Source organism: Haemophilus sp. HMSC061E01, from assembly GCF_001810345.1.
Classification (GTDB): Bacteria; Pseudomonadota; Gammaproteobacteria; order Enterobacterales; family Pasteurellaceae; genus Haemophilus_D.
Map to the genome: position 1 here is coordinate 27282 of NZ_KV801003.1, position 23994 is coordinate 51275.

At 39.6% G+C, this 23994-nt stretch carries 24 protein-coding genes; 17 read left to right on the top strand and 7 right to left on the bottom strand.

Annotation, left to right across the window (positions count from 1 at the left end; genetic code table 11):
• Positions 1–839, bottom strand: an 839-nt coding sequence (gene glpX / locus HMPREF2732_RS02805; protein ID WP_070590922.1) for a class II fructose-bisphosphatase, incomplete at its 3' end; no start/stop codon positions are given.
• 143 nt (positions 840–982) lie between these two features.
• On the opposite strand from glpX, the gene HMPREF2732_RS02810 reads away from it, so the two are divergent.
• The 13 genes from HMPREF2732_RS02810 (at position 983) to HMPREF2732_RS02870 (ending at position 11784) form a co-directional block, all read left to right on the top strand.
• Positions 983–1201: a cell division protein ZapB gene (locus HMPREF2732_RS02810; protein WP_049370030.1), complete on the top strand. Its 219-nt coding sequence runs from the start codon at positions 983–985 to the stop codon at positions 1199–1201.
• A 51-nt stretch (positions 1202–1252) separates the two neighbouring features.
• Positions 1253–1690, top strand: coding sequence for an FMN-binding protein MioC (mioC, locus tag HMPREF2732_RS02815; RefSeq protein ID WP_070590926.1), 438 nt, complete (start codon positions 1253–1255; stop codon positions 1688–1690).
• A 429-nt stretch (positions 1691–2119) separates the two neighbouring features.
• Positions 2120–4009: a tRNA uridine-5-carboxymethylaminomethyl(34) synthesis enzyme MnmG gene (mnmG, locus tag HMPREF2732_RS02820; protein ID WP_070590930.1), complete on the top strand. Its 1890-nt coding sequence runs from the start codon at positions 2120–2122 to the stop codon at positions 4007–4009.
• A 170-nt stretch (positions 4010–4179) separates the two neighbouring features.
• Entirely contained in the window at positions 4180–4791 is a 612-nt protein-coding gene (gene rsmG, locus HMPREF2732_RS02825; protein ID WP_070590933.1) for a 16S rRNA (guanine(527)-N(7))-methyltransferase RsmG, read from the top strand.
• A 140-nt stretch (positions 4792–4931) separates the two neighbouring features.
• Positions 4932–5306: an ATP synthase subunit I gene (locus tag HMPREF2732_RS02830; protein WP_049365099.1), complete on the top strand. Its 375-nt coding sequence runs from the start codon at positions 4932–4934 to the stop codon at positions 5304–5306.
• Positions 5307–5328: 22 nt separating this feature from the next.
• A complete protein-coding gene (gene atpB, locus HMPREF2732_RS02835) occupies positions 5329–6117 on the top strand; it encodes a F0F1 ATP synthase subunit A (RefSeq protein ID WP_070590935.1) in 789 nt (262 codons plus the stop codon).
• A 55-nt stretch (positions 6118–6172) separates the two neighbouring features.
• A complete protein-coding gene (gene atpE, locus HMPREF2732_RS02840) occupies positions 6173–6427 on the top strand; it encodes a F0F1 ATP synthase subunit C (protein WP_005539567.1) in 255 nt (84 codons plus the stop codon).
• Between the two features lie 49 nt (positions 6428–6476).
• Complete coding sequence (gene atpF / locus HMPREF2732_RS02845) at positions 6477–6947, top strand: F0F1 ATP synthase subunit B (RefSeq protein WP_005699161.1); 471 nt, start codon at positions 6477–6479, stop codon at positions 6945–6947.
• Positions 6948–6959: 12 nt separating this feature from the next.
• Positions 6960–7493, top strand: a complete 534-nt coding sequence (gene atpH / locus HMPREF2732_RS02850; protein WP_014064468.1) for a F0F1 ATP synthase subunit delta — start codon at positions 6960–6962, stop codon at positions 7491–7493.
• A gap of 12 nt (positions 7494–7505) precedes the next feature.
• On the top strand, positions 7506–9047 hold the full coding sequence (gene atpA / locus HMPREF2732_RS02855) for a F0F1 ATP synthase subunit alpha (protein ID WP_070590942.1): 1542 nt from the start codon (positions 7506–7508) through the stop codon (positions 9045–9047).
• 18 nt (positions 9048–9065) lie between these two features.
• Positions 9066–9935: a F0F1 ATP synthase subunit gamma gene (gene atpG, locus HMPREF2732_RS02860; RefSeq protein WP_070590945.1), complete on the top strand. Its 870-nt coding sequence runs from the start codon at positions 9066–9068 to the stop codon at positions 9933–9935.
• A 16-nt stretch (positions 9936–9951) separates the two neighbouring features.
• On the top strand, positions 9952–11325 hold the full coding sequence (gene atpD, locus HMPREF2732_RS02865) for a F0F1 ATP synthase subunit beta (protein WP_005694944.1): 1374 nt from the start codon (positions 9952–9954) through the stop codon (positions 11323–11325).
• 30 nt (positions 11326–11355) lie between these two features.
• A complete protein-coding gene (locus tag HMPREF2732_RS02870) occupies positions 11356–11784 on the top strand; it encodes a F0F1 ATP synthase subunit epsilon (protein ID WP_005699104.1) in 429 nt (142 codons plus the stop codon).
• A gap of 50 nt (positions 11785–11834) precedes the next feature.
• On the opposite strand, the gene ilvA is transcribed toward HMPREF2732_RS02870, so the two are convergent.
• The 5 genes from ilvA to HMPREF2732_RS02895 all read right to left on the bottom strand — a co-directional run bounded on the left by ilvA (position 11835) and on the right by HMPREF2732_RS02895 (position 18404).
• Entirely contained in the window at positions 11835–13376 is a 1542-nt protein-coding gene (ilvA, locus tag HMPREF2732_RS02875; RefSeq protein ID WP_070590949.1) for a threonine ammonia-lyase, biosynthetic, read from the bottom strand.
• Between the two features lie 84 nt (positions 13377–13460).
• On the bottom strand, positions 13461–15299 hold the full coding sequence (ilvD, locus tag HMPREF2732_RS02880) for a dihydroxy-acid dehydratase (RefSeq protein ID WP_070590951.1): 1839 nt from the start codon (positions 15297–15299) through the stop codon (positions 13461–13463).
• Positions 15300–15706: 407 nt separating this feature from the next.
• A complete protein-coding gene (gene ilvM, locus HMPREF2732_RS02885) occupies positions 15707–15925 on the bottom strand; it encodes an acetolactate synthase 2 small subunit (protein WP_070590954.1) in 219 nt (72 codons plus the stop codon).
• A gap of 1 nt (position 15926) precedes the next feature.
• Positions 15927–17582: an acetolactate synthase 2 catalytic subunit gene (ilvG, locus tag HMPREF2732_RS02890; RefSeq protein WP_070590955.1), complete on the bottom strand. Its 1656-nt coding sequence runs from the start codon at positions 17580–17582 to the stop codon at positions 15927–15929.
• Between the two features lie 183 nt (positions 17583–17765).
• Entirely contained in the window at positions 17766–18404 is a 639-nt protein-coding gene (locus HMPREF2732_RS02895) for a tellurite resistance TerB family protein (RefSeq protein WP_070590966.1), read from the bottom strand.
• 159 nt (positions 18405–18563) lie between these two features.
• On the opposite strand from HMPREF2732_RS02895, the gene HMPREF2732_RS02900 reads away from it, so the two are divergent.
• Together HMPREF2732_RS02900 and HMPREF2732_RS09650 are read left to right on the top strand one after the other, a co-directional pair.
• Entirely contained in the window at positions 18564–20078 is a 1515-nt protein-coding gene (locus tag HMPREF2732_RS02900; protein WP_070590969.1) for a sodium-dependent transporter, read from the top strand.
• 2 nt (positions 20079–20080) lie between these two features.
• Complete coding sequence (locus HMPREF2732_RS09650) at positions 20081–20179, top strand: methionine/alanine import family NSS transporter small subunit (RefSeq protein WP_032827301.1); 99 nt, start codon at positions 20081–20083, stop codon at positions 20177–20179.
• A 57-nt stretch (positions 20180–20236) separates the two neighbouring features.
• On the opposite strand, the gene cpdB is transcribed toward HMPREF2732_RS09650, so the two are convergent.
• Positions 20237–22210: a 2',3'-cyclic-nucleotide 2'-phosphodiesterase gene (cpdB, locus tag HMPREF2732_RS02905; protein WP_070590971.1), complete on the bottom strand. Its 1974-nt coding sequence runs from the start codon at positions 22208–22210 to the stop codon at positions 20237–20239.
• Between the two features lie 232 nt (positions 22211–22442).
• On the opposite strand from cpdB, the gene HMPREF2732_RS02910 reads away from it, so the two are divergent.
• Positions 22443–23447, top strand: a complete 1005-nt coding sequence (locus tag HMPREF2732_RS02910; RefSeq protein WP_070590973.1) for an ornithine carbamoyltransferase — start codon at positions 22443–22445, stop codon at positions 23445–23447.
• 212 nt (positions 23448–23659) lie between these two features.
• The gene (speFL, locus tag HMPREF2732_RS09915) at positions 23660–23854 is read left to right on the top strand and encodes a leader peptide SpeFL (RefSeq protein WP_197534114.1); all 195 of its coding nucleotides are present in this window, start codon (positions 23660–23662) and stop codon (positions 23852–23854) included.
• Positions 23855–23994 lie beyond the last annotated feature (140 nt).

The following is a 23994-nucleotide window of genomic DNA, read 5'->3' on the forward strand; positions in this document are numbered from 1 at the left end:
AAAACAAGGTTATCATCACGTACTAAATCTTCTAATTTTAAGATTTCATTGACCTTCACACCTAAGGCTTCACAACGTTGGACTTCTTCAGCGGCAATTTTACGGTTTTCTTCTGTATCGCCTTTCACTTCATTGCGTGGAATAAGACGAGCTTGCATATCTCCACCTAATGCGCGAATTGCAGCGGCAGCTGCCACACCTTCAGGTGCACCGCCAATACCATAAACCATATCCACTTCAGCATCCGGTAAACAACATAAAACCGAAGCCGCAACATCACCATCTGGAATAGCCATCACACGAATACCTAGATTATGCATTTGCTTAATCACTTCATCATGGCGCGGTTTAGCAAGCACCATCACGGTTAAATCCGATAAGGATTTACCTAAACGAGAAGCCACACGGCGAAGGTTTTGTTCAATCGGTAAACTTAAATCGATCATACCTTTCACTTCAGGGCCGACGACCAATTTTTCCATATACATATCGGGCGCTTTTAAGAAAGTACGTTTACCACCAGCAGCCAATACTGAAATGGCATTTGATTGACCCATTGCAGTCATTCTTGTGCCATCAATCGGATCAACCGCAATAGAAACAAGCTCACCATTACCAGAGCCCACTTTTTCGCCAATATAAAGCATTGGTGCTTCGTCAATTTCCCCTTCACCAATCACAATTTCACCGTCCATATGGATTAAATTCAGCATATAACGCATGGCTTTGACTGCCGCCTCATCCGCCGCATTTTTATTACCACGTCCAAGCCAAGTATAAGCTGCTAATGCTGCCGCTTCGGTTACTCTTGAAAATTCAATAGCTAATGCACGATTCATTTTTCTCTCCCAATGCAAAAAGTCTCGTTATTTTATCACTAAGCAAACGTTTGCATAATAAATTTTGACAAGAGGCTTTTAAAAATAGGATTAAGTCGGTAGAATAAAGCCGTTTCGGACTTATTTTAAAAAAGGAAATCACTATGTCTTTAGAAATTTTAGATCAGCTTGAAGAAAAAATTAGACAAGCAGTAGAAACCATTCAATTACTTCAACTTGAAGTAGAAGAATTAAAAGAACAAAAAAATCAATCTCAACAAGCGGTAGAAGCGTTGCAACATGAAAACGAGCAACTTAAAAATGAACACCGCAACTGGCAAGAACATATTCGTTCATTGTTGGGTAAATTCGACAACGTATAATGACTATAAAGGCTTAGAAAATCTAAGCCTTTTTTCTTATTAGGAAACAATATGAATATTTGCGTGATTTCAGGCAGCACATTAGGTGGCGCTGAATATGTGGCGGAACATTTAGAAGATGTGCTAAAAACACAAAATTTTTCTACCGCACTTTTCCACGGACCAGAACTTGATGATGTGATTGATGAAAATATTTGGTTGATTGTCACTTCAACACATGGTGCAGGTGAATTGCCTGATAATTTAAAACCACTCTTTGAACAAATTGCGGCATCAGATAAAGATTTATCTTCTCTCCGCTTTGCCGTTGTAGGCTTAGGCAATTCAGATTACGATACATTCTGTCATGCCGTGAATAAAGTTGAAACACAATTAAGTGAAAAAAATGCGGTCAAAATTTGCGACAGTTTAAAAATCGATGTCTTGCATGTTGATGATCAAGAACAATTTGCTGAAGATTGGCTACCACAATTTATAAATGCACTTTAGTCATAATAAAGCGATAATTTGAGTTATCGCTTTTTCTTTATCCATTATCCAAAAAAATCACCTGTGGATAACTTTAATAAAACCTGTCAAAAACTTGTTCTTTTCCACTGAGTAAATATGATGATTGTTTTAACTGTGGATAAAATTAAAGGTTATCCACAAGAAAAAGCCTTCAAACTGACGACATTTCAACACAGTCTAAAATGATCTAACTTCTTCATTTAAAAAAGGAAAAGGATCTTATGCACAAGGTAAAAGGATCCTAATAGTAACAATAATAAGATCTTTATATATAAATAGATCTTATTTTTATTACCTCTCGATCTTCTCTTATCACAAATTGAATTCTTGCTTTCAAGCACACGTAATTTTCAGTAGAATAGCGCCTATTTTTAGATCGAAGATCAAATTGAAGACGAAGAGAGAGATATGTTTTACACCGAAAATTATGATGTGATCGTTGTGGGTGGCGGTCATGCTGGTACCGAAGCCGCGTTGGCTCCGGCACGCATGGGATTAAAAACCCTATTATTGACACATAATGTTGATACCCTTGGACAAATGTCATGTAACCCCGCTATTGGTGGGATTGGTAAAGGCCATTTAGTGAAAGAAGTAGATGCCATGGGCGGGTTAATGGCGCATGCTGCAGATAAAGCGGGGATTCAATTTCGTACTTTAAACAGCAGTAAAGGGCCTGCTGTACGTGCAACTCGTGCTCAAGCTGACCGCGTGTTATATCGCCAAGCCGTACGCATCGCACTTGAAAACCAACCAAATTTAGATATTTTCCAACAAGAAGTAACCGATATTTTAATTGAGCAAGATCGCGTTTGTGGTGTGGAAACCAAAATGGGGCTTAAATTCCGTGCTAAATCGGTCATTTTAACTGCCGGTACTTTCTTAGCGGGTAAGATCCATATTGGTTTAGAACATTATGAAGGTGGCCGAGCTGGTGATCCTGCATCTGTTACACTTTCTCATCGTTTACGTGATCTGAATTTACGTGTTGATCGTTTAAAAACGGGTACGCCACCGCGTATTGATGCACGCACGATCAATTTTGATATATTGGCTAAACAACATGGTGATGCTGTATTACCTGTATTTTCTTTTATGGGATCGATATCTGATCACCCGCAACAAATTCCTTGTTATATCACCCATACCAATGAGCAAACCCATGAAGTGATCCGTAATAACTTGGATCGCAGTCCAATGTATACCGGAGTAATTGAAGGGATTGGTCCACGTTATTGCCCATCCATTGAAGATAAAGTGATGCGTTTTGCGGATCGTAATTCACATCAAATTTATTTGGAACCAGAAGGCTTAACCAGCAATGAAGTGTATCCAAATGGAATTTCTACCAGTTTGCCGTTTGACGTACAAATGGGCATTGTAAATTCCATGAAAGGTTTGGAAAAGGCTCGCATCATTAAACCAGGTTATGCCATTGAATATGATTATTTTGATCCACGTGACTTAAAACCAACGTTAGAAACTAAATCGATTTCAGGTTTATTCTTTGCGGGTCAAATTAACGGTACAACCGGTTATGAAGAAGCGGCGGCACAAGGCTTATTGGCGGGAATTAACGCAGGTCTTTACGTACAAGATAAAGAGGCATGGTATCCACGTCGCGATCAATCTTATACTGGCGTATTGGTGGATGACCTTTGTACACTTGGTACCAAAGAACCATATCGCGTATTTACTTCTCGTGCAGAATACCGTTTGTTATTACGTGAAGATAATGCGGATATTCGTTTAACGCCAATTGCCCATGAATTAGGTTTGATTGATGAGGCTCGTTGGGCGCGCTTTAATCAAAAAATGGAAAATATTGAACAGGAACGCCAACGCTTACGCAGTATTTGGTTGCATCCACGTTCTGAATATTTAGAAGAAGCGAATAAAGTACTTGGCAGCCCACTTGTGCGTGAAGCCAATGGTGAAGATTTATTACGCCGTCCGGAAATGACTTACGATATTTTGACTTCTTTAACGCCGTATAAACCGGCAATGGAAGATAGAGAAGCCGTAGAACAAGTGGAAATTGCTATTAAGTATCAAGGTTATATTGAGCATCAACAAGAAGAAATTGAAAAACAAAAACGCCACGAAAATACGGCTATCCCGGCTAACTTTGATTACAGCAAAGTGTCTGGTTTATCTAATGAAGTACGTGCGAAGTTAGAACAGCACCGTCCGGTTTCTATTGGTCAAGCAAGCCGAATTTCAGGTATCACCCCTGCAGCAATTTCAATTATTCTGGTGAATTTGAAAAAACAAGGAATGTTGAAACGTGGGGAATAAGATTTTCTGTGTTTGAAAGTAAAAGTGCGGTGAATTTTCACCGCACTTTTTTATATTACAAATTAAAAAGATGTAATTAGTAGGCTAAATTTTTGCTGAAATAAAAACACTAAGGATTTTAACCGCACTTTCAAGTAGAATGACGACAAACAGACAAGATAGATAGAAAAATGAAAGCAAAACTCGAAAATTTACTGGCTCAAGCAGAAATTCAATTAACAGATCGACAAAAAGATCAACTTATCCAGTTAGTGCAATTACTCAATAAATGGAATAAAGCCTATAACTTAACCTCTGTGCGTGATCCACAGGAAATGTTAGTAAAACATATCTTGGATAGTATTGTTGTTAGTCCTTATTTACAAGGGGATAGTTTTATTGATGTAGGAACGGGTCCAGGCTTGCCAGGCCTGCCTTTAGCCATTATTAACCCTACCAAACAATTTGTCTTGTTAGATAGTTTAGGTAAGCGTATTAGCTTCATTCGAAATGCAGTACGTGAGTTAGGACTAACAAATGTAGAACCTGTTCTTAGCCGCGTCGAGGAATACCAACCTGCACAAAAATTCGACGGTGTATTAAGTCGTGCATTTGCTTCGTTAAAAGATATGACAGATTGGTGTACTCATTTGCCAAAACAAGATGGATATTTTTATGCTTTAAAAGGCATTTATCACGAAGATGAAGTTCAAGAATTAGACAAAAAATTCGAAGTAAAAGACGTGATAACTTTACATGTCCCTGAGCTTGTTGGTGAACGACATTTAATTGTTTTACGATAAAACACACTTTTTTTACGGCTATTTTGTTAATTATTTTTTAAAAGTGTGATTTGTTTAACATTTTTTAGTGGTTTAAAAGTTGAAACTCTTTGTAGCACGGGTATAATTAGATAGTTTTTGTATTTTAAAAAAATAAGATAATGTCTAAGGTTTTAACACAGGCTAAAAATCGATATCAAAAGGCGATAATCATTGAGTCGGTTTGTCTTGTTGTTTTGGGATTATTCCTTGCAATTTGGCAAGGTGAAAGTGCGGTAGATTTTAGTTTAGGATTTATCAGTGCTTTTGTGCCATTTTGTGCTTTTGCTTATATTGTTTTTTTTCGCAAACAAGATTTTTCAACAAAATTAACGGCATTTTATCGTGGTGAAGCGTTAAAGTTTATACTAACGATTGTGCTTGTGGGGGGGGCCTTTAAATGGCTTGCTATCTCACATTTTATTTTGTTTTTTGTTGGTTTTTTTACAGCATTAGCGTTGAATAATTTTATTCCGTTTTTGTTAAATAGATCTTAATTTTTTCTACAAAGGGTTGACTATGTCTGGACAAACAACTTCCGAATATATTAGCCACCACTTGTCTTTCTTGAAGACAGGTGATGGTTTCTGGAACGTTCACTTCGATACGCTTTTTTTCTCAATTGTATCGGCAGTGATTTTCTTGTTTATCTTTTCTCGTGTTGCAAAAAATGCCACGACAGGCGTACCAGGCAAAATGCAATGTTTGGTTGAAATTGTTGTAGGTTGGGTTGATGGCATTGTGAAAGAAAACTTTCATGGTCCGCGTAATGTGGTCGCACCAATTGCTTTAACCATTTTCTGCTGGGTATCCATTATGAATGCTATTGACTTAATTCCAGTTGATTTTCTTCCTCAATTTGCAGGTCTTTTTGGTATTCATTATTTAAGAGCAGTACCAACAGCAGATATCAGTGCAACATTAGGTATGTCAATCTGTGTATTCTTCCTTATTCTTTTCTATACAATTAAATCAAAAGGTTTTGGTGGTTTAGTTAAAGAATATACACTCCACCCTTTTAATCATTGGGCATTTATTCCTGTAAACTTTATTCTTGAAACAGTAACTTTATTAGCTAAACCTATTTCTCTTGCTTTCCGTCTTTTCGGTAATATGTATGCAGGGGAATTAATCTTTATTCTTATCGCTGTGATGTACTCTGCAAATGTGGCTATTGCAGCATTGGGAATTCCATTACACCTAGCTTGGGCTATTTTCCATATTTTGGTTATTACGTTACAAGCATTCATCTTTATGATGTTAACGGTGGTTTATTTAAGTATTGCTTATAACAAAGCAGAACATTAATTTTTTATTAACCGGCTCTAGGGCTAAACTTAACTTCTATCTATTGGAGAACATTATGGAAACTGTAATTACAGCGACAATCATTGGTGCATCAATTCTTCTTGCATTTGCTGCATTAGGTACTGCAATCGGCTTTGCGATCTTAGGTGGTAAATTCTTAGAATCATCTGCTCGCCAACCTGAATTAGCATCTAGCCTACAAACTAAAATGTTTATCGTGGCTGGTCTTTTGGATGCGATTGCAATGATTGCTGTTGGTATTTCATTACTTTTCATTTTCGCAAACCCATTCATCGGTTTATTACAATAATCACCTTATTTGCTTATCAACGTAAAACAAGCATAGTAAGGAGGACGTTGTGAATTTAAATGCAACATTGATTGGTCAACTTATTGCGTTCGCACTTTTCGTGTGGTTCTGCATGAAGTTTGTTTGGCCACCAATTATTAATGCGATTGAAACACGTCAAAGCCAAATTGCGAACGCCTTAGCGTCAGCTGAAGCAGCGAAAAAAGAGCAAGCAGATACTAAAAATCTTGTTGAACAAGAACTTCTATCTGCCAAAGTACAAGCTCAAGAAATTTTAGATGCTGCAAATAAACGTCGCAATGAAGTGTTAGACGAAGTGAAGGCAGAAGCTGAAGAACTAAAAGCAAAAATTATTGCTCAAGGTTATGCTGAAGTAGAAGCAGAACGTAAACGTGTTCAAGAAGAATTACGTGTTAAAGTAGCTTCATTAGCAGTGGCTGGTGCTGAGAAAATTGTGGGTCGTTCTATTGATGAAGCGGCAAACAATGACATTATTGATAAATTAGTTGCAGAGTTATAAGAGGCTTAGCTTATGTCAGAATTAACTACAATAGCTCGCCCTTATGCAAAAGCTGCATTCGACTTTGCCATTGAACAAAGTGCGGTTGAAAAATGGACTGAAATGTTAGGTTTTGCTGCAGCCGTAGCTGAAGATGAAACGGTAAAAGCTTACTTAAGTAGTTCTCTTTCTGCACAGAAATTAGCTGATACAGTAATTTCTATTTGTGGCGAACAATTGGATCAATATGGGCAAAATCTTATTCGGTTAATGGCTGAAAATAAGCGTTTGAGTGCGATTCCTACCGTGTTTGAAGAATTTAAACATTATGTGGAAGAACATCAAGCTATTGCAGAAGTTGAAGTAACTTCTGCACAACCATTGAATGCAACACAAATCGAAAAAATTGCAGCTGCAATGGAAAAAAGATTAGCTCGCAAAGTGAAATTAAATTGCAATGTAGATAGCTCACTGATTGCCGGTGTAGTGATTCGTACAGAAGATTTTGTGATTGACGGAAGTAGTCGTGGACAACTTGCTCGTCTCGCAAATGAGTTGCAATTATAAGAGGAATACAAGATGCAACTAAATTCAACTGAAATTAGTGAATTGATTAAAAAACGCATCGCTCAATTTGACGTGGTGAGCGAAGCCCGTAACACAGGGACAATTGTTTCTGTAAGTGACGGGATTATTCGTATTCATGGCTTAAGCGATGTGATGCAAGGCGAAATGATCGCCTTACCAGGCAACCGTTACGCAATGGCACTTAACCTTGAACGTGATTCTGTTGGTGCGGTAGTAATGGGTCCTTACGCAGATTTAGCGGAAGGTATGGAAGTACAATGTACTGGCCGTATTCTTGAAGTACCAGTTGGCCGTGGTTTATTAGGTCGTGTGGTAAATACGCTTGGTCAACCAATCGATGGTAAAGGTGAAATTGAAAACGATGGTTTCTCTCCTGTTGAAGTCATTGCACCAGGTGTTATCGATCGTAAATCGGTTGATCAGCCTGTACAAACCGGTTATAAAGCGGTTGACTCCATGGTTCCAATCGGTCGTGGTCAACGTGAGTTAATCATCGGTGACCGTCAAACTGGTAAAACAGCATTAGCAATCGACGCAATCATTAACCAACGTGATTCAGGTATTAAATGTATCTATGTAGCGATCGGCCAAAAAGCGTCGACTATTGCAAACGTAGTACGTAAATTAGAAGAGCACGGTGCGCTTGAAAACACTATCGTTGTTGCGGCATCTGCATCTGAATCAGCTGCTTTACAATATTTAGCGCCTTATGCTGGTTGTGCAATGGGTGAATATTTCCGTGATCGCGGTGAAGATGCGTTAATCGTTTACGATGACTTATCAAAACAAGCCGTTGCTTATCGTCAAATTTCATTATTATTACGTCGTCCACCAGGTCGTGAAGCCTATCCAGGTGACGTATTCTATCTACACTCACGTTTACTTGAACGTGCAGCACGTGTAAATGAAGAATACGTAGAAAAATTTACTCAAGGTGCAGTAAAAGGAAAAACTGGTTCTTTAACCGCTCTTCCAATTATTGAAACTCAAGCAGGTGACGTTTCAGCATTCGTTCCAACCAACGTAATTTCGATTACCGATGGTCAGATTTTCTTAGAATCTAACTTGTTTAACTCTGGTATTCGTCCAGCGGTAAACCCTGGTATTTCGGTATCTCGTGTGGGTGGTTCTGCACAAACTAAAGTAGTGAAAAAATTAGCTGGTGGTATCCGTACCGCATTAGCTCAATATCGTGAATTAGCGGCGTTTGCTCAGTTCGCATCTGACCTTGATGATGCTACCCGCAAACAACTTTCTCATGGTGAAAAAGTCACTGAATTATTGAAACAAAAACAATATGTACCGCTTAGCGTAGCAGACCAATCTGTGTTGCTTTTCGCGGTTGAGTTTGGCTATTTAGAAGATGTGGAATTGCAAAAAATTGCAAGTTTTGAAGCCGCACTTTTAGATTATGCTCGCCGTAACCACAGCGAGTTTATGGCTGAATTGACCAAAACCGGTAATTACAATGATGAAGTTAAAGCATCATTGAAATCGATTTTGGATAACTTTAAAGCCAACAGCGCGTGGTAAAAGTAACGGAGAAATAAGATGGCAGGTGCAAAAGAGATAAAAACCAAAATTGCCAGTGTACAAAGTACACAAAAAATTACTAAGGCAATGGAAATGGTGGCAACCTCGAAAATGCGTAAAACGCAAGATCGTATGGCTGCTTCTCGTCCGTATTCTGAAACAATACGAAATGTTATCAGCCACGTCTCTAAAGCAACTGTTGGTTATAAACACCCATTTTTAATTCAACGCGAAGTAAAAAGAGTCGGGATCTTAGTGGTCTCGACTGACCGCGGAATGTGTGGCGGTTTGAACATTAACTTGTTTAAAACTGTGATGACAGAAATCAAACAATGGAAAGATAAAGGTGTTACTGTTGAATTGGGCTTAATTGGCTCAAAAGGTATCAGCTTTTTCCGCTCATTAGGATTACCTGTTCGTGCACAACTTTCCGGTTTGGGTGATAATCCGGCAATGGAAGATTTAATCGGGGTCGCAAACGACATTTTTGATGTCTATAAAGACGGCGAAGTAGATGCAGTTTATATTGCCTACAATAAATTCGTTAATACAATGGCACAAAAACCCGTTTATCAACAATTAATACCATTACCGGCATTAGAAACTGATAATTTAGAGCAAAGACAAAGCACCTGGGATTACCTTTACGAGCCAGAGCCAAAAGTCTTATTAGACAGTTTGCTTACTCGTTATTTGGAATCACAAGTGTATCAATCTGTGGTAGATAACCTTGCTTCCGAGCAAGCTGCTAGAATGGTAGCAATGAAAGCGGCAACTGATAATGCAGGTAATTTAATCAATGACTTGCGATTAGTTTACAATAAAGCCCGTCAAGCAAGTATTACAAATGAATTAAACGAAATCGTCGCCGGCGCGGCAGCGATTTAATAAAAGAGGAACGGTAATGTCAGCAGGAAAAATTGTACAAATCATCGGTGCGGTGATTGACGTTGAATTCCCACAAGATGCAGTACCAAAAGTTTACGATGCATTAAAAGTTGAATCAGGTTTAACCCTTGAAGTTCAACAACAATTAGGTGGCGGTGTAGTTCGCTGTATCGCATTAGGTACATCTGACGGCTTAAAACGTGGCTTAAAAGTAGAAAATACGGGTAACCCGATTCAAGTTCCAGTAGGAACTAAAACGTTAGGCCGTATTATGAACGTATTAGGTGAACCAATCGATGAGCAAGGTGAAATTGGCGCGGAAGAAAATTGGTCTATTCACCGTCCAGCACCAAGCTACGAAGAACAATCTAACAGTACGGAATTATTAGAAACTGGTATCAAAGTTATCGACTTAATTTGTCCATTCGCAAAAGGTGGTAAAGTAGGTCTATTCGGTGGTGCGGGTGTAGGTAAAACCGTTAACATGATGGAATTAATCCGTAATATCGCGATTGAGCACTCAGGTTACTCCGTATTTGCGGGTGTAGGTGAACGTACTCGTGAAGGTAACGACTTCTATCATGAAATGAAAGATTCTAACGTATTAGATAAAGTATCATTAGTTTACGGACAAATGAATGAGCCACCAGGTAACCGTTTACGTGTTGCGTTAACCGGTTTAACTATGGCAGAGAAATTCCGTGACGAAGGTCGTGATGTATTATTCTTCGTGGATAATATCTATCGTTATACCCTTGCTGGTACTGAAGTATCTGCGTTATTAGGTCGTATGCCATCTGCGGTAGGTTACCAACCAACATTAGCAGAAGAAATGGGTGTGTTACAAGAACGTATCACTTCAACCAAAACAGGTTCTATCACCTCTGTTCAAGCGGTATACGTACCTGCGGATGACTTAACTGACCCATCTCCGGCAACAACTTTCGCGCACTTAGACTCAACAGTTGTATTAAGTCGTCAAATTGCGTCTTTAGGTATTTATCCTGCGGTTGACCCATTAGATTCAACTTCACGTCAATTAGACCCACTCGTTGTTGGTCAAGAGCATTATGATGTAGCGCGTGGCGTACAAGGTATCTTACAACGTTATAAAGAATTAAAAGATATTATCGCAATTCTTGGTATGGACGAGTTATCTGAAGATGACAAACTTGTGGTAGCACGTGCACGTAAAATTGAACGTTTCTTATCACAACCGTTCTTCGTTGCTGAGGTATTTAACGGTACTCCAGGTAAATACGTTTCTTTAAAAGAAACTATCCGCGGCTTTAAAGGTATTTTAAACGGCGAATACGACCATATTCCAGAACAAGCGTTCTACATGGTCGGTACAATCGACGAAGCGCTAGAAAAAGCCAAAAATATGTAATCACTTCAAGTCATTTGAAGGAGAACAAAAATGGCGACATTTAACCTAATAATAGTCAGCGCAGAGCGAAAAATCTTTGAAGGTGCTGTGAAACAAATCCAAGCAACAGGTGTGGAAGGTGAACTAGGTATTTTACCAAACCACACCCCTTTGATGACGGCGATTAAGCCAGGGATTGTTAAATTTACTCTCGAAGATGGCAACGAAGAAGTTATCTATGTTTCAGGCGGCTTCTTAGAAGTTCAACCTAAAGTAGTAACGGTACTTGCCGATGTTGCAATTCGCGGTAGCGAGTTAGATGCAGATCGTATTCGTGAAGCAAAACGTAAAGCGGAAGAAAATATTGTGAATCACGCTGTTGATGTGGATCATGATTTACTTGTAGCTAAACTTTCTAAAGAGTTAGCGAAACTTCGTGCTTACGAACTTACTGAAAAACTCGTTAAATCAAAACGATAAGTTAATGATAATAAAAAAGAGCGGTTATTTTGACCGCTCTTTTTGTTTTTCTATCGTAAGAAATATCGATACGCTTTACTTTCACTCACATCTTCATAAACATAGCCGAGTTCAGCTAAAGCTTTTTCAAATTCTGCGTTATCTTTTTCGCCTAATTGGAAAGCTGCAAGAATATTACCGTAATCAGCTCCATGAGCACGGTAATGGAATAATGAAATATTCCAACGTTTACCCAAAATTTCTAAGAATTTAAGTAAAGCGCCTTTTTGTTCTGGAAATTCAAAGCTATAAAGTCGTTCATGATGATTAGAAACTCGTCCACCCATTAAATAACGCACGTGAGTTTTCGCAATATCATCATCAGACATATCTTCTACATCAAAGCCGTTTTTCGTTAAATCAGCAATAATTTCCGATTTTTCAGCTTCATTAGCCGTGCGCACACCAACGAAAATACAGGCTTTTTGATTATCTGCATAACGATAACTGAATTCTGTTACTGCACGATTACCGATGACATGGGCAAATTTTAAGAAACTGCCTGGTTGTTCAGGCATGGTTACAGCCAGTAAAGCTTCACGGTTTTCACCAATTTCGCAACGCTCTGAAACATAACGTAATGTATGGAAGTTCAGGTTGGCACCAGATAAAATCGCTGCCATATTTTTGCCTTCTAGATTGTTTTGTTTCACGTATTTTTTTAAACCAGCTAGACCTAGTGCACCAGATGGTTCAGCAATTGCCCGCACATTTTCGAATAAATCTTTCATTGCCGCACAAACTTCATCGCTATCTACTAGCACCATACCGTCTAAATATTTTTGACACAAACGGAATGTTTCGTCACCAATACGTTTTACTGCTACGCCATCGGCAAATAGCCCAACATGTGCTAGATCTGTAGGTTCACCTTTTTCTAAGGCGGCATTCAAACAGGCTGAATCTTTGGACTCGACACCAATGACTTTGATTTCCGGCATAAATTGCTTGAGCAAAATGGCTACGCCAGCGGCGAGACCACCGCCTCCGACTTGCACAAAGACATAATCCAAATCAGCCACCTGTTGTAGCATTTCCATCGCCAATGTGCCTTGACCTGCGATAACCAATGGATGATCAAATGGCGGGATAAATGTCATATGTTTAGATTTTGAAAGCTCAATGGCTTTGGCTTTGGCTTCATCAAAATTGGCTCCGTGTAACAGCACTTCGCCACCAAAACCACGAACGGCATCCACTTTAATGCTCGGTGTATTTTGTGGCATAACAATTAACGCTTTTAAGCCAAGCTGTTTAGCAGATAAAGCAACACCCTGTGCATGGTTACCTGCAGAAGCCGCAATGACACCTGCTTGTTTTTGTTCATCAGAAAGGCTGGAAATCATTGCATAAGCACCACGAAGCTTAAAGCTATTTACTGGCTGGCGGTCTTCACGCTTAATCCAAATATTATTATGTAGGCGATCAGACAATTTGCCCATTTTTTGTAGTGGAGTTACGGTAGCGGCTTCATATACTCTGGAGCCAAGTTTGACAATCGCGTTAATGTAATCCGATTGAGAGGGTTGAGGATTGGTGAGTAGGTTTTTCATGGTATTTGTTGTTTATGATGAAGTGCGGGTAATTTTTTCTTTGTTTTATTTCTCCCTCTCATAAAAGAGAGGGAGAATCAGACACTATTTTAAAAGTGTTTTATCACGAACGGCACCTTTATCCGCAGAAGTAGCGAAGTGACCAAATACTTTTAATGCAAAAGACACTTCACGTTCACGGTTAGCTGGTTGCCAGCCTTTGGTATCTTGCTCGGTACGGCGTTTTGCTAATTCTTCATCGCTGATTTTTAGATTAATCGCGCGATTTGGAATATCGATTTCGATAATATCATCATCATGTACTAAGCCGATCGCACCGCCAGAAGCGGCTTCAGGAGAAGCGTGACCAATAGATAAACCAGATGTACCGCCAGAGAAACGACCATCTGTTAATAAAGCACATTTTTTACCTAAGCCCATAGATTTTAAATAGCTGGTTGGGTATAACATTTCTTGCATACCTGGGCCACCTTTTGGACCTTCGTAGCGAATGACTACCACATGGCCTTCTTTCACTTTGCCACCTAAAATACCGGCTACCGCATCTTCTTGGCTTTCAAATACGATTGCTCGACCGGTAAATTTCCAAATAGACTCATCCACACCCGCCGTTTTTACGATACAACCGTCTTTAGCTATGTTACCGAATAATACGGCTAAGCCGCCTTCTTGAGAAATCGCATTTTCTTTATTACGAATACAGCCGCCTACACGGTCATCATCTACGCTATCCCAGCGACAATCTTGTGAGAAGGCTTGCGTGGTGCGAATGCCTGCCGGACCTGCACGGAAGAATTTGTGTAATTCTTCGTCTTTATTGCGGATGATATCGTATTGGTTTAATTGCTCTTCTAAAGTCATACCTAATACGGTTTTGGTGTTACGGTGGATTAAACCTGCACGATCTAGTTCGCCCAATAAACCCATAATCCCACCTGCACGATGTACATCTTCCATGTGGTATTTATTGGTATTTGGCGCGATTTTGCTTAAGCAAGGCACAACGCGTGATAAGCGGTCAATATCTGCCATTTTGAAATCTACACCCGCTTCTTGAGCAGCTGCTAATAAGTGTAAAACGGTATTACTTGAACCACCCATCGCAATATCTAAACTCATTGCATTTTCAAAGGCTTCAAAGGTGCCAATTGAACGAGGCAATACGCTTTCATCATCTTGTTCATAATAGCGTTTGCAAAGTTCAACAATTTGACGACCAGCTTTTAAGAATAATTCTTTGCGGTCAGCGTGGGTTGCCAACATAGAACCATTGCCCGGTAAAGATAAACCTAGCGCTTCAGTTAAGCAGTTCATGGAGTTTGCGGTGAACATGCCTGAGCAAGAACCACAGGTTGGGCAAGCGCTGCGTTCAATGGCATCAACATCTTTATCGCTGACATTCACATCGGCGCTTTGGATCATTGCATCAATTAAGTCTAATTTGATGAGCTGATCGGAAAGTTTGGTTTTACCCGCTTCCATCGGACCGCCTGAAACGAAGATGGTTGGAATGTTCAAACGCATTGCCGCCATTAACATTCCCGGGGTGATTTTGTCACAGTTGGAAATACATACCATTGCATCAGCACAGTGAGCATTAACCATATATTCCACGCTGTCTGCGATTAAATCACGGCTTGGTAAGGAATAAAGCATCCCGCCGTGGCCCATCGCGATACCGTCATCTACTGCGATAGTATTGAATTCTTTTGCCACGCCGCCAGCTTTTTCAATTTCAGCCGCGACTAGTTGCCCCATATCTTTTAAATGAACATGCCCTGGTACAAATTGGGTGAATGAGTTCACCACCGCAATAATCGGTTTACCAAAGTCATTTTCTTTCATCCCTGTTGCACGCCATAAGGCACGTGCACCCGCCATATTACGACCTTGTGTACTGGTCGCTGAACGTAGTTTTGGCATAAATAATCTCTCCAAGTAAATTTTTGTTAAAGTTTGTTATGTTATTTAATTTCTTCGTTAATTGATACTGCCAAATCTCCCCTACCCCTCTTTGCTAAAGAGGGGGAAATCTTTAGTTAATCGGCAACAATTTTGTCACTTTCATTTTAGCGGTACTAAATTATTAACGCTAATATCAAATTTTATCTCATTTCAATCCCCTCTTTAGCAAAGAGGGGTAGGGGAGATTTGGCAGAAGATAATACGAAGAAATTATTCGATAAAATTAAGTTTATAAATGCAATTATTTAGATAAAGAGCCTATCGATTAAAATTTTTTAACCATATTTAAATTAAATTGATCCATTAGCTATATCTACACACTTGTAAACCATTTGTTTTGTATCGTATTGTCCTTCAAATTCTTTTTAAATAATATTTAAAACATCTGGCAATTTCGCCAATTGATTCACCAACAAATCAAAAGTGCGGTCAGATTTTACAGTGATTTTTAACTGCACTTGGGTGTCTACCAATGCCATATCCATATTAGTCACGGTAAAGCCACGTAAACGAATAACACGTAATACTCGTTCTAAAACCTCTGGGCGATGTTGAGCAGTCAATTCAAAAGTATATTGGTTCATCTTAAATTTCCTCCAACATATCGGCATTACACGCACCTGGTGGGACTAATGGCCACACACATTCTTCAGGTGGAATGCATACTTGTAATAAATAGGCTGTTTCACTATTTAATAAGCGATTAAGTGCCGCATCTACATCATCAGCACGCTCAATGCGTTCAGCTGGAATATCAAAGGCTTTCGCTAGCATCACGAAATCAGGGTTATCTTCTAAAATGGTTTCTGAACGGCGTTTGTTCCAGAAAAGGTCTTGCCATTGACGCACCATACCAAGGCGTTGGTTATCTAACAGCAAAATTTTCACTGGTAATTTGCCGCGTTTGATTGAGCCTAATTCTTGAATGTTCATCATCAATGAACCATCACCCGTCACTAAAATCACTTCATCATGAGGGCGTGCTTTTTTCGCGCCTACCGCTGCTGGTAAACCAAATCCCATGGTGCCGAAACCCGCGGAGGTAATATAGTTTTCTGGTGCGAAATGACGCATATGTTGTGCAGACCACATTTGATGTTGACCCACATCGGTGCAAATCACCGCATTTTGAGGTTTACGCTGAGAAAGCGTGTTGAGCAACGACCAAGGGTCAATAGGTCGGTTGCCTGCATTGTCAATATAAGTGAAATCGAGTTTGGCTTTCAATGCTTGAATGTGTGCTCGCCAATCATCAATCGCAAGCGGGATACTTAAAGCTTCTAAAGCTTGAATTAAATCACCTTGAAGGGCGACATTTGCCACACGGAGTTTGTTGATTTCTGCTGCATCAATATCACAATGAATGACTTTCGCATGTGGTGCAAAACTGTCTAATTTACCGGTCACACGGTCATCAAAACGTGCACCGCACACTAACAATAAATCACATTCTTGTACGGCAATATTTGCGGCTCTTGTGCCATGCATACCAATCATGCCCATATAAACGGGATCGGTTGGGTCAATTGAGCCTAAACCTTTCAATGTTGAAACGGATGGCATTTTGGTTATTTGTAGGAATTTTTTGACCGCTTGTGTAGCTTTTGCCATACCTACACCACCACCTACATAAAGCACGGGTTTTTTCGCTTGTGCCAATAATGCTTTTGCTTCAGTTAATTTTAATTCTGAAAGTGCGGTTGGTTTTACGGTTGGTTTGACAATAGGTTTTACATGTTCAGGTACATCGCTCACTTGGATGTTGCGAGGCACATCAATGAGAACGGGGCCAGGTCTGCCACTTTGTGCAATTTGGAAAGCAGAGGCAATAATTTCGGGGAGTTCTTCGATGGATTGCACAATGTAGCTGTGCTTGGTGCAAGCAAGAGATAAACCTAAAACATCGGCTTCTTGGAAAGCATCGGTACCGATAAGAGGGGCGGCCACTTGGCCAGTAAATGCCACGATTGGTACAGAGTCAGCAAAGGCATCGCCTAAACCGGTAATTAAATTGGTTGCACCCGGACCAGAGGTTGCCACGCAAACGCCGACTTTGCCAGTAGAGCGCGCATAACCAATCGCAGCTATTGCGGCACCTTGTTCGTTACGACAAAGGAGATGGTCAAGACCTGAGTCATAGATGGCATCATAGGTTGGCATGATTGCCCCGCCTGGGTAGCCGAAAAGATCGGTTACACCGTGCGCTTTTAAACATTCGATAATGAGTTGTGCGCCTGTCATGTTGCTTCCCGTTTTTATGATTATTAAATAATTTTATGAATATTGAAGTTTTGCATTGTAGCGGAATTTTTCGCCTTTGGTTAGGTTTTCGCGAAAAAACAAATGAAAAAAACACGATAACTAAGATTATCGTGTTTTTTAATGAAAAGTGCAGTCAGAAAACGCGATGTTTTCTACACAAAATTAGAAGCCTGCTTGTTTTTCTAATTGTTCAACAAGCGCATCATCTAAACCTAACGCTTGAGCTAAATCTGCTAAGAAAATGATTTCTTTGCGAGATAAATCTTTGCTTACTAAACGTGCAGCTAAGTATACATTGCTTGCAAGTGCAGTATCGTTACCTACAAGACGTGCAATTTCATTGATAGAAATTGGATTTTGGATTTCTTGTTCAAGCCATTGCGCTAATTCAGGGTTGTTACCTGCTTCATTTGCGATAGTTTGTTTTTCATCTTCAGTGATTTCACCATCTGCAGCTGCTGCAGCAATCATAGTACGTAAAATTAATTCACCCGCATTGACATGGCTTGATGAATTTAATACATCAAACGCATTTTCTGAAATGTTTGGTTGGCTATTTTGTTGGGATTTTTGATAATTTTGGTACGCTTGGTAAGCAAGGTTACCTAAAACGGCAAGTGAACCTAATTTTGCTAAACTTGCACCACCACTGCGGCCTAAAATCATTGATAAAATACCGCCTAATGCTGCACCACCGCCTACTTTGGTGAGAGAGTCGATTGTTTGGTTGCCGGTTTCAAGTTTGCTTGCAGAGTTTTTAGCGACATCTAAAACTTGATTTAAAATGCTGTTGAGATCCATAAATGTTTCCTTTTGGTTGTTAATAGAGATTAAATTTGGCCTTTAGACAGTGATTTTTATAAAAAATTCATTATTTTTAACCGCACTTTAGATCAAATTCTTGACTAGGTTTTAGAATTCATTATATTGAAACCTTTCTTCATTCAAAAGGAACTTAATATGACGCAGTCAAACGCAAAGCGTGAGACCTTTTCTGGTCGGAAGGCATTTATTATGGCGGCGATTGGATCCGCTGTTGGCTTAGGAAACATCTGGCGTTTCCCTTATACCACTTATGAAAACGGTGGCGGTGCATTTATTATCCCTTACCTTATTGCACTTTTAACCGCCGGTATTCCATTGCTTTTCTTAGATTATGCAATTGGTCATCGCCATCGTGGTGGTGCACCGCTTTCTTATCGTCGCTTTAACCCACACTTTGAAGTGTTTGGTTGGTGGCAAGTAATGGTGAATGTGATCATCGGTCTTTACTACGCGGTAGTATTAGGTTGGGCGGCAAGCTATACCTATTTCTCACTTAATTCTGCTTGGGGCAACCAACCGATTGATTTCTTCCTACACGAATTCTTAAAAATGGGTGATATCAGTAACGGCGTGAGCTTCGAGTTTGTCGGCATGGTAACTGGCCCATTAATTGCTGTATGGTTAGTGGCGTTAGGCGTGCTTTCTTTAGGTATTCAAAAAGGGATTTCTAAATCTTCAGATATCTTAATGCCTGTTTTAGTGGTGATGTTTGTCGCGTTGGTAGTTTATTCTTTATTCTTACCAGGTGCAGAAAAAGGCTTAAACGCACTATTTACACCAGACTGGTCAAAACTCTCTAATCCGAGCGTGTGGATTGCGGCTTACGGTCAAATCTTCTTCTCTCTTTCCATCTGTTTCGGGATTATGATTACGTATGCATCGTACTTGAAAAAAGATTCAGATTTAACAGGTAGCGGTTTAGTTGTTGGTTTTGCGAACTCAAGTTTTGAAGTGCTTGCTGGTATCGGTGTATTTGCGGCATTAGGTTTCATCGCAACCGCGCAAGGTGTAGAAGTGAGCGAAGTGGCAAAAGGTGGTATTGGTTTAGCCTTCTTTGCATTCCCAACGATTATTAACAAAGCACCATTCGGTGAAGTGTTAGGGGTATTATTCTTCGGTTCATTAACCTTTGCGGCATTAACCTCATTTATCTCTGTTATTGAAGTAATCATTTCAGCGATTCAAGATAAACTCCGTTTACGTCGAGCAAAAGCGACCTTTGTTGTTGGTTTACCAATGATGGTGGTTTCGGTGATTTTATTCGGTACAACAACCGGCTTACCAATGCTTGATGTATTCGATAAATTTGTGAACTACTTCGGTATTGTAGCAGTGGCATTTGTTTCATTAATTGTGATTGTAGCAAATGAAAAACTAGGCTTATTAGGCAACCACTTAAATCAAAGCTCTTCATTCAAAGTGGGATTCCTATGGCGTTTATGTATTGTCATCACAACTGGTATTCTTGCCTTTATGTTATTCAGTGAAGGCGCGAAAGTATTTACAGAAGGTTATGAAGGCTATCCAAGCTGGTTTGTAAATATCTTTGGTTGGGGTATGGCAATTTCGCTAGTGGTCGTTTCATTCATTCTTTCTCGTTTAAAATGGAAAAATGAAGATAACTTCAAGCTTGAAGAAAAAGGAGAATAAAGATGACAAGTATTGCAATTACAATGATGATTGTGGCGCTTTTTGTGATTTGGGGCGGCTTGATCTTTTCCTTAATCAGACTTCCAAAAGAAGAAAAATAAGGTCAAAATTGACCGCACTTTGAAGTAAGTAGGGCGTGCTGAGCACGCCCTTTTTTGTTATTTCGATAAATCGATTTGATATACCGCAAATCCCACTTCATCGGTGCCGACTTTCTTCATTGGGTATTGCGCATTGTCTTGAATAAATTTCGCTGCTTGTTCGCTTGGCGAGGTTTCAAAACGCACATCTAATTTATCGTTACCTTTAATCGGTGCAAAACGCCAGTTTTTATCCGCACTAGGGTTTACATGGCCATTTTTTTCGCTTTCTGCTTTGATGTAATCTGCAAGAATTTGGCGGTTTTCATCAGGAGAAGCGTAAACAATGTGCGCATCGCCAGTGCCTGGGAATTTATTACCGTAAGCACGATAGTTGTTAGTCGCAATTAAGAATTCTGCTTTTGGATCAACTGGTTTACCTTGGTAAGTTAAATTCACTACACGGTGTGAGTTCGGGTTAATCAATTTACATTCGCCGTCATAACGCGGTGGTTGAGTCAGGTCGAATTCATAATTTATGCCGTCAATCACATCGTAGTTATAAGTACGGAAACCGTCCCAATCAAGTAAAGATTGTGGTTTGTCGCTGGTAGGATCGATTTGTTTAAACATACCTGCGCTACATTCTAACCACTCTTTCAGTTCTTCACCGGTTGCTTTCACCACAACTAATGTGTTTGGATAGAGGTATAAGTCTGCTGCGTTACGGAACGTTAATTCACCTTTGTTCACTTCAGTATAGCCTGTTGGGTCATTTTTGCGTCCGCCTGCTTTAAATGGTGCGCCTGCACTTAAAATTGGTAAGCCCGCCATTGCTGCAACACTTGGTGCTACTTTTTCAACGTAAGCTTTTTGTGCTTGGTTCACAATTTGAATGGTTGGGTCATCTTGCACTAGGGCTAAGTAGCTATACATGTTATCGGTCGCTTTACCGATTGGCTGTGCCACAAATTCACGGGTGGCTTCATGCACAGGTTTTAAAAGTGCGGTCAATTCGGCATCACTTTCTGTGGTCGCTTTTTTGTTTTCTGCATCGTAAATTGGACGAAGTACCGCTTTACCATCAGCCACTAACCATTTGCCGTTGTGTTGAGCAAGGGTTAAGTCAATCACGCTGATGTTGTTTGCCCAGTAGCCTGCCATACTTTCAGGTACGCCTTTTACGGTACCTTTAGCAATATCTGCATTTGGTGATTTGGCGAACTCTTTGTTTGGGAATAAACGGTGAGAGTGACCGAAAACAATCGCGTCAATGTGTGGTACATCAGCAAGGTAGAATGCTGAGTTTTCTGCACCTTCTTGATATGGCTCATCTGATGGGCCAGTGTGCGCAAGTGCCACAATAATATCGGCGCCTTTTTGTTTCATTTCTGGCACATATTTTTGTGCAGTTTTTACGATATCGCGCGTTTCAACTTTGCCTTGTAAATTTGCTTTATCCCACACCATAATTTGTGGTGGTACAAAACCGATATAACCAATGTTTAGTTTGTGCTTTTTACCTTGGCTATCTACCACTTCTTTGGTTTGAATCACATAAGGTGTGAAATAGGGCTCTTCGGTACCAACTTTCACTACGTTGGCATTGATGATAGGGAATTTCGCTTGTTTAATCGCATCGGCTAAATAGTCTAAGCCATAGTTAAATTCGTGGTTACCTAATGTGCCCACTTCATAGTGCATCGCATTTAAGCAATCTACAGCAGGGTTTGGTTTGCCTTCTTTATAACCTTTAGCCGCTTGATAGTCAGCGATTGGGTTACCTTGGATTAAGTCACCGTTATCAACTAAAACGCTGTTTTTCACCTCTTTACGTGCTTGACGAATCAAGCTTGCTGCACGGGTAAAACCGAATTTCTCAGTAGGTGCATCTTTGTAGTAATCGAAGTCAGTCAAAAAACTGTGAATATCGGTCGTTGCTACGATACGTAAATCGACTTGTGTGTCGCTTTTCGCAAAAGCAAAACGGCTCGCACTTAACGCTAAAATGCTGCTTGCGCCAAGTTGGATGAAATCTCTTCTGTTGATCATATGTGCTCCTGTTGTGTGAGAATCGACGGGATTTTAAATCTCTTTTATATATAAAGAAAGCGCAATATAAAGTTCTGGAATGAAGTGTGATGAGCATCACAAAATAAAGGATTGAATTTTGTTGCAAAACTCCGCATTTGGGACAAAAATAGGCTATCCAATCCACTAGAAATTAAGTCATTCATAGTAAGGTAGCCTGCATTTATTGATGGCATCCGATAAGGAGATCGCTATGGCTTTTAATCTTAAAAATAGACACCTATTGAGTCTTGTTCATCATTCAGAACGCGAAATTAATTATTTGTTAGATTTATCACGTGATTTGAAACGTGCTAAATATGCTGGAACTGAACAACCTAAGCTTCAAGGTAAAAATATCGCACTTATTTTTGAAAAGACCTCAACGCGTACTCGTTGTGCTTTTGAAGTTGCAGCTTATGATCAAGGTGCTCGAGTGACTTACATTGATCCAAATTCCTCTCAGATTGGACATAAAGAAAGCATGAAAGATACTGCGAGAGTTCTCGGGCGGATGTATGATGCGATTGAGTATCGAGGTTTTAAACAAAGTACCGTGCAAGAACTTGCGGATTATGCTGGAGTGCCGGTGTTTAATGGTTTAACGGATGAGTTTCATCCTACACAAATGCTCGCGGATGTTCTCACGATGATTGAGCATTGTGACAAGCCACTTCATCAAATAAGTTATGTGTATATTGGTGACGCACGCAATAACATGGGGAATTCTCTTTTACTAATTGGATCAAAACTAGGGATGGATGTGCGAATTTGTGGCCCTAAGGCTCTATTACCTGAAGCCAGTTTTATTGAAATGTGTAAAGGTTTTGCTAAAGAAAGCGGTGCGCGGATTACTGTAACGGAAGATATCGATAAAGCTGTAAGCGGCGTTGATTTTGTGCATACTGATGTTTGGGTTTCAATGGGTGAACCATTAGAAGCTTGGGGAGAACGTATTAAGTTATTACTTCCTTATCAAGTAACGCCTGAACTCATGAAGCGTACAGGTAATCCAAAAGTAAAATTCATGCACTGTTTACCTGCATTCCATAATAGCGAAACCAAAGTGGGTCGCCAAATTGCTGAAAAGTATCCTGAATTAGCAAACGGCATTGAAGTGACTGAAGAGGTATTTGAGTCGCCGATGAATATTGCATTTGACCAGGCAGAAAACCGTATGCATACGATTAAAGCAGTCATGGTAGCGAGTTTAGCTTAGTAAAGATCTCGATAAATGAGTACATTTATTAATCATCTATTTTAAGAATAATTTATTTCCATACTTTTTGTGGTTTTATTTTTTATGTGAAAAATTCAATTTATTTTTTGATAATGATCACATTTTTTGAAAAATATTATTGACATGATATTTACACAAGCAGAGAATATACCCAACTAAGGTTAGTTTAGATAGAAAGAGGAAATTTTTCTATGCTACTTCGTACATATATACACAGATACGTCCATACGAAAGTATTGAGACTTTTACGGTTTAATCCGATAAAAGGTCGTTCTTTGATGGCGCATATCCGTCGTACACGTCATATTATGATGCCATCGCATCGTTCTTGCTTCTCATATTCAGTATTTGCTTCTCAAAACAAACCATCCAACACGGCTCTCTAAACAGAGTTGTTCTCTCTGTTTAGAGAGTCTCCACAGATTAATTTCTGAATATTTTTGTATTGTCTAGAACAGGCAAGAAATATTTTGTGAAATTAACTTAATCTTATTTAATTTAAAATAAAAAATTCTTACTTTAGTTT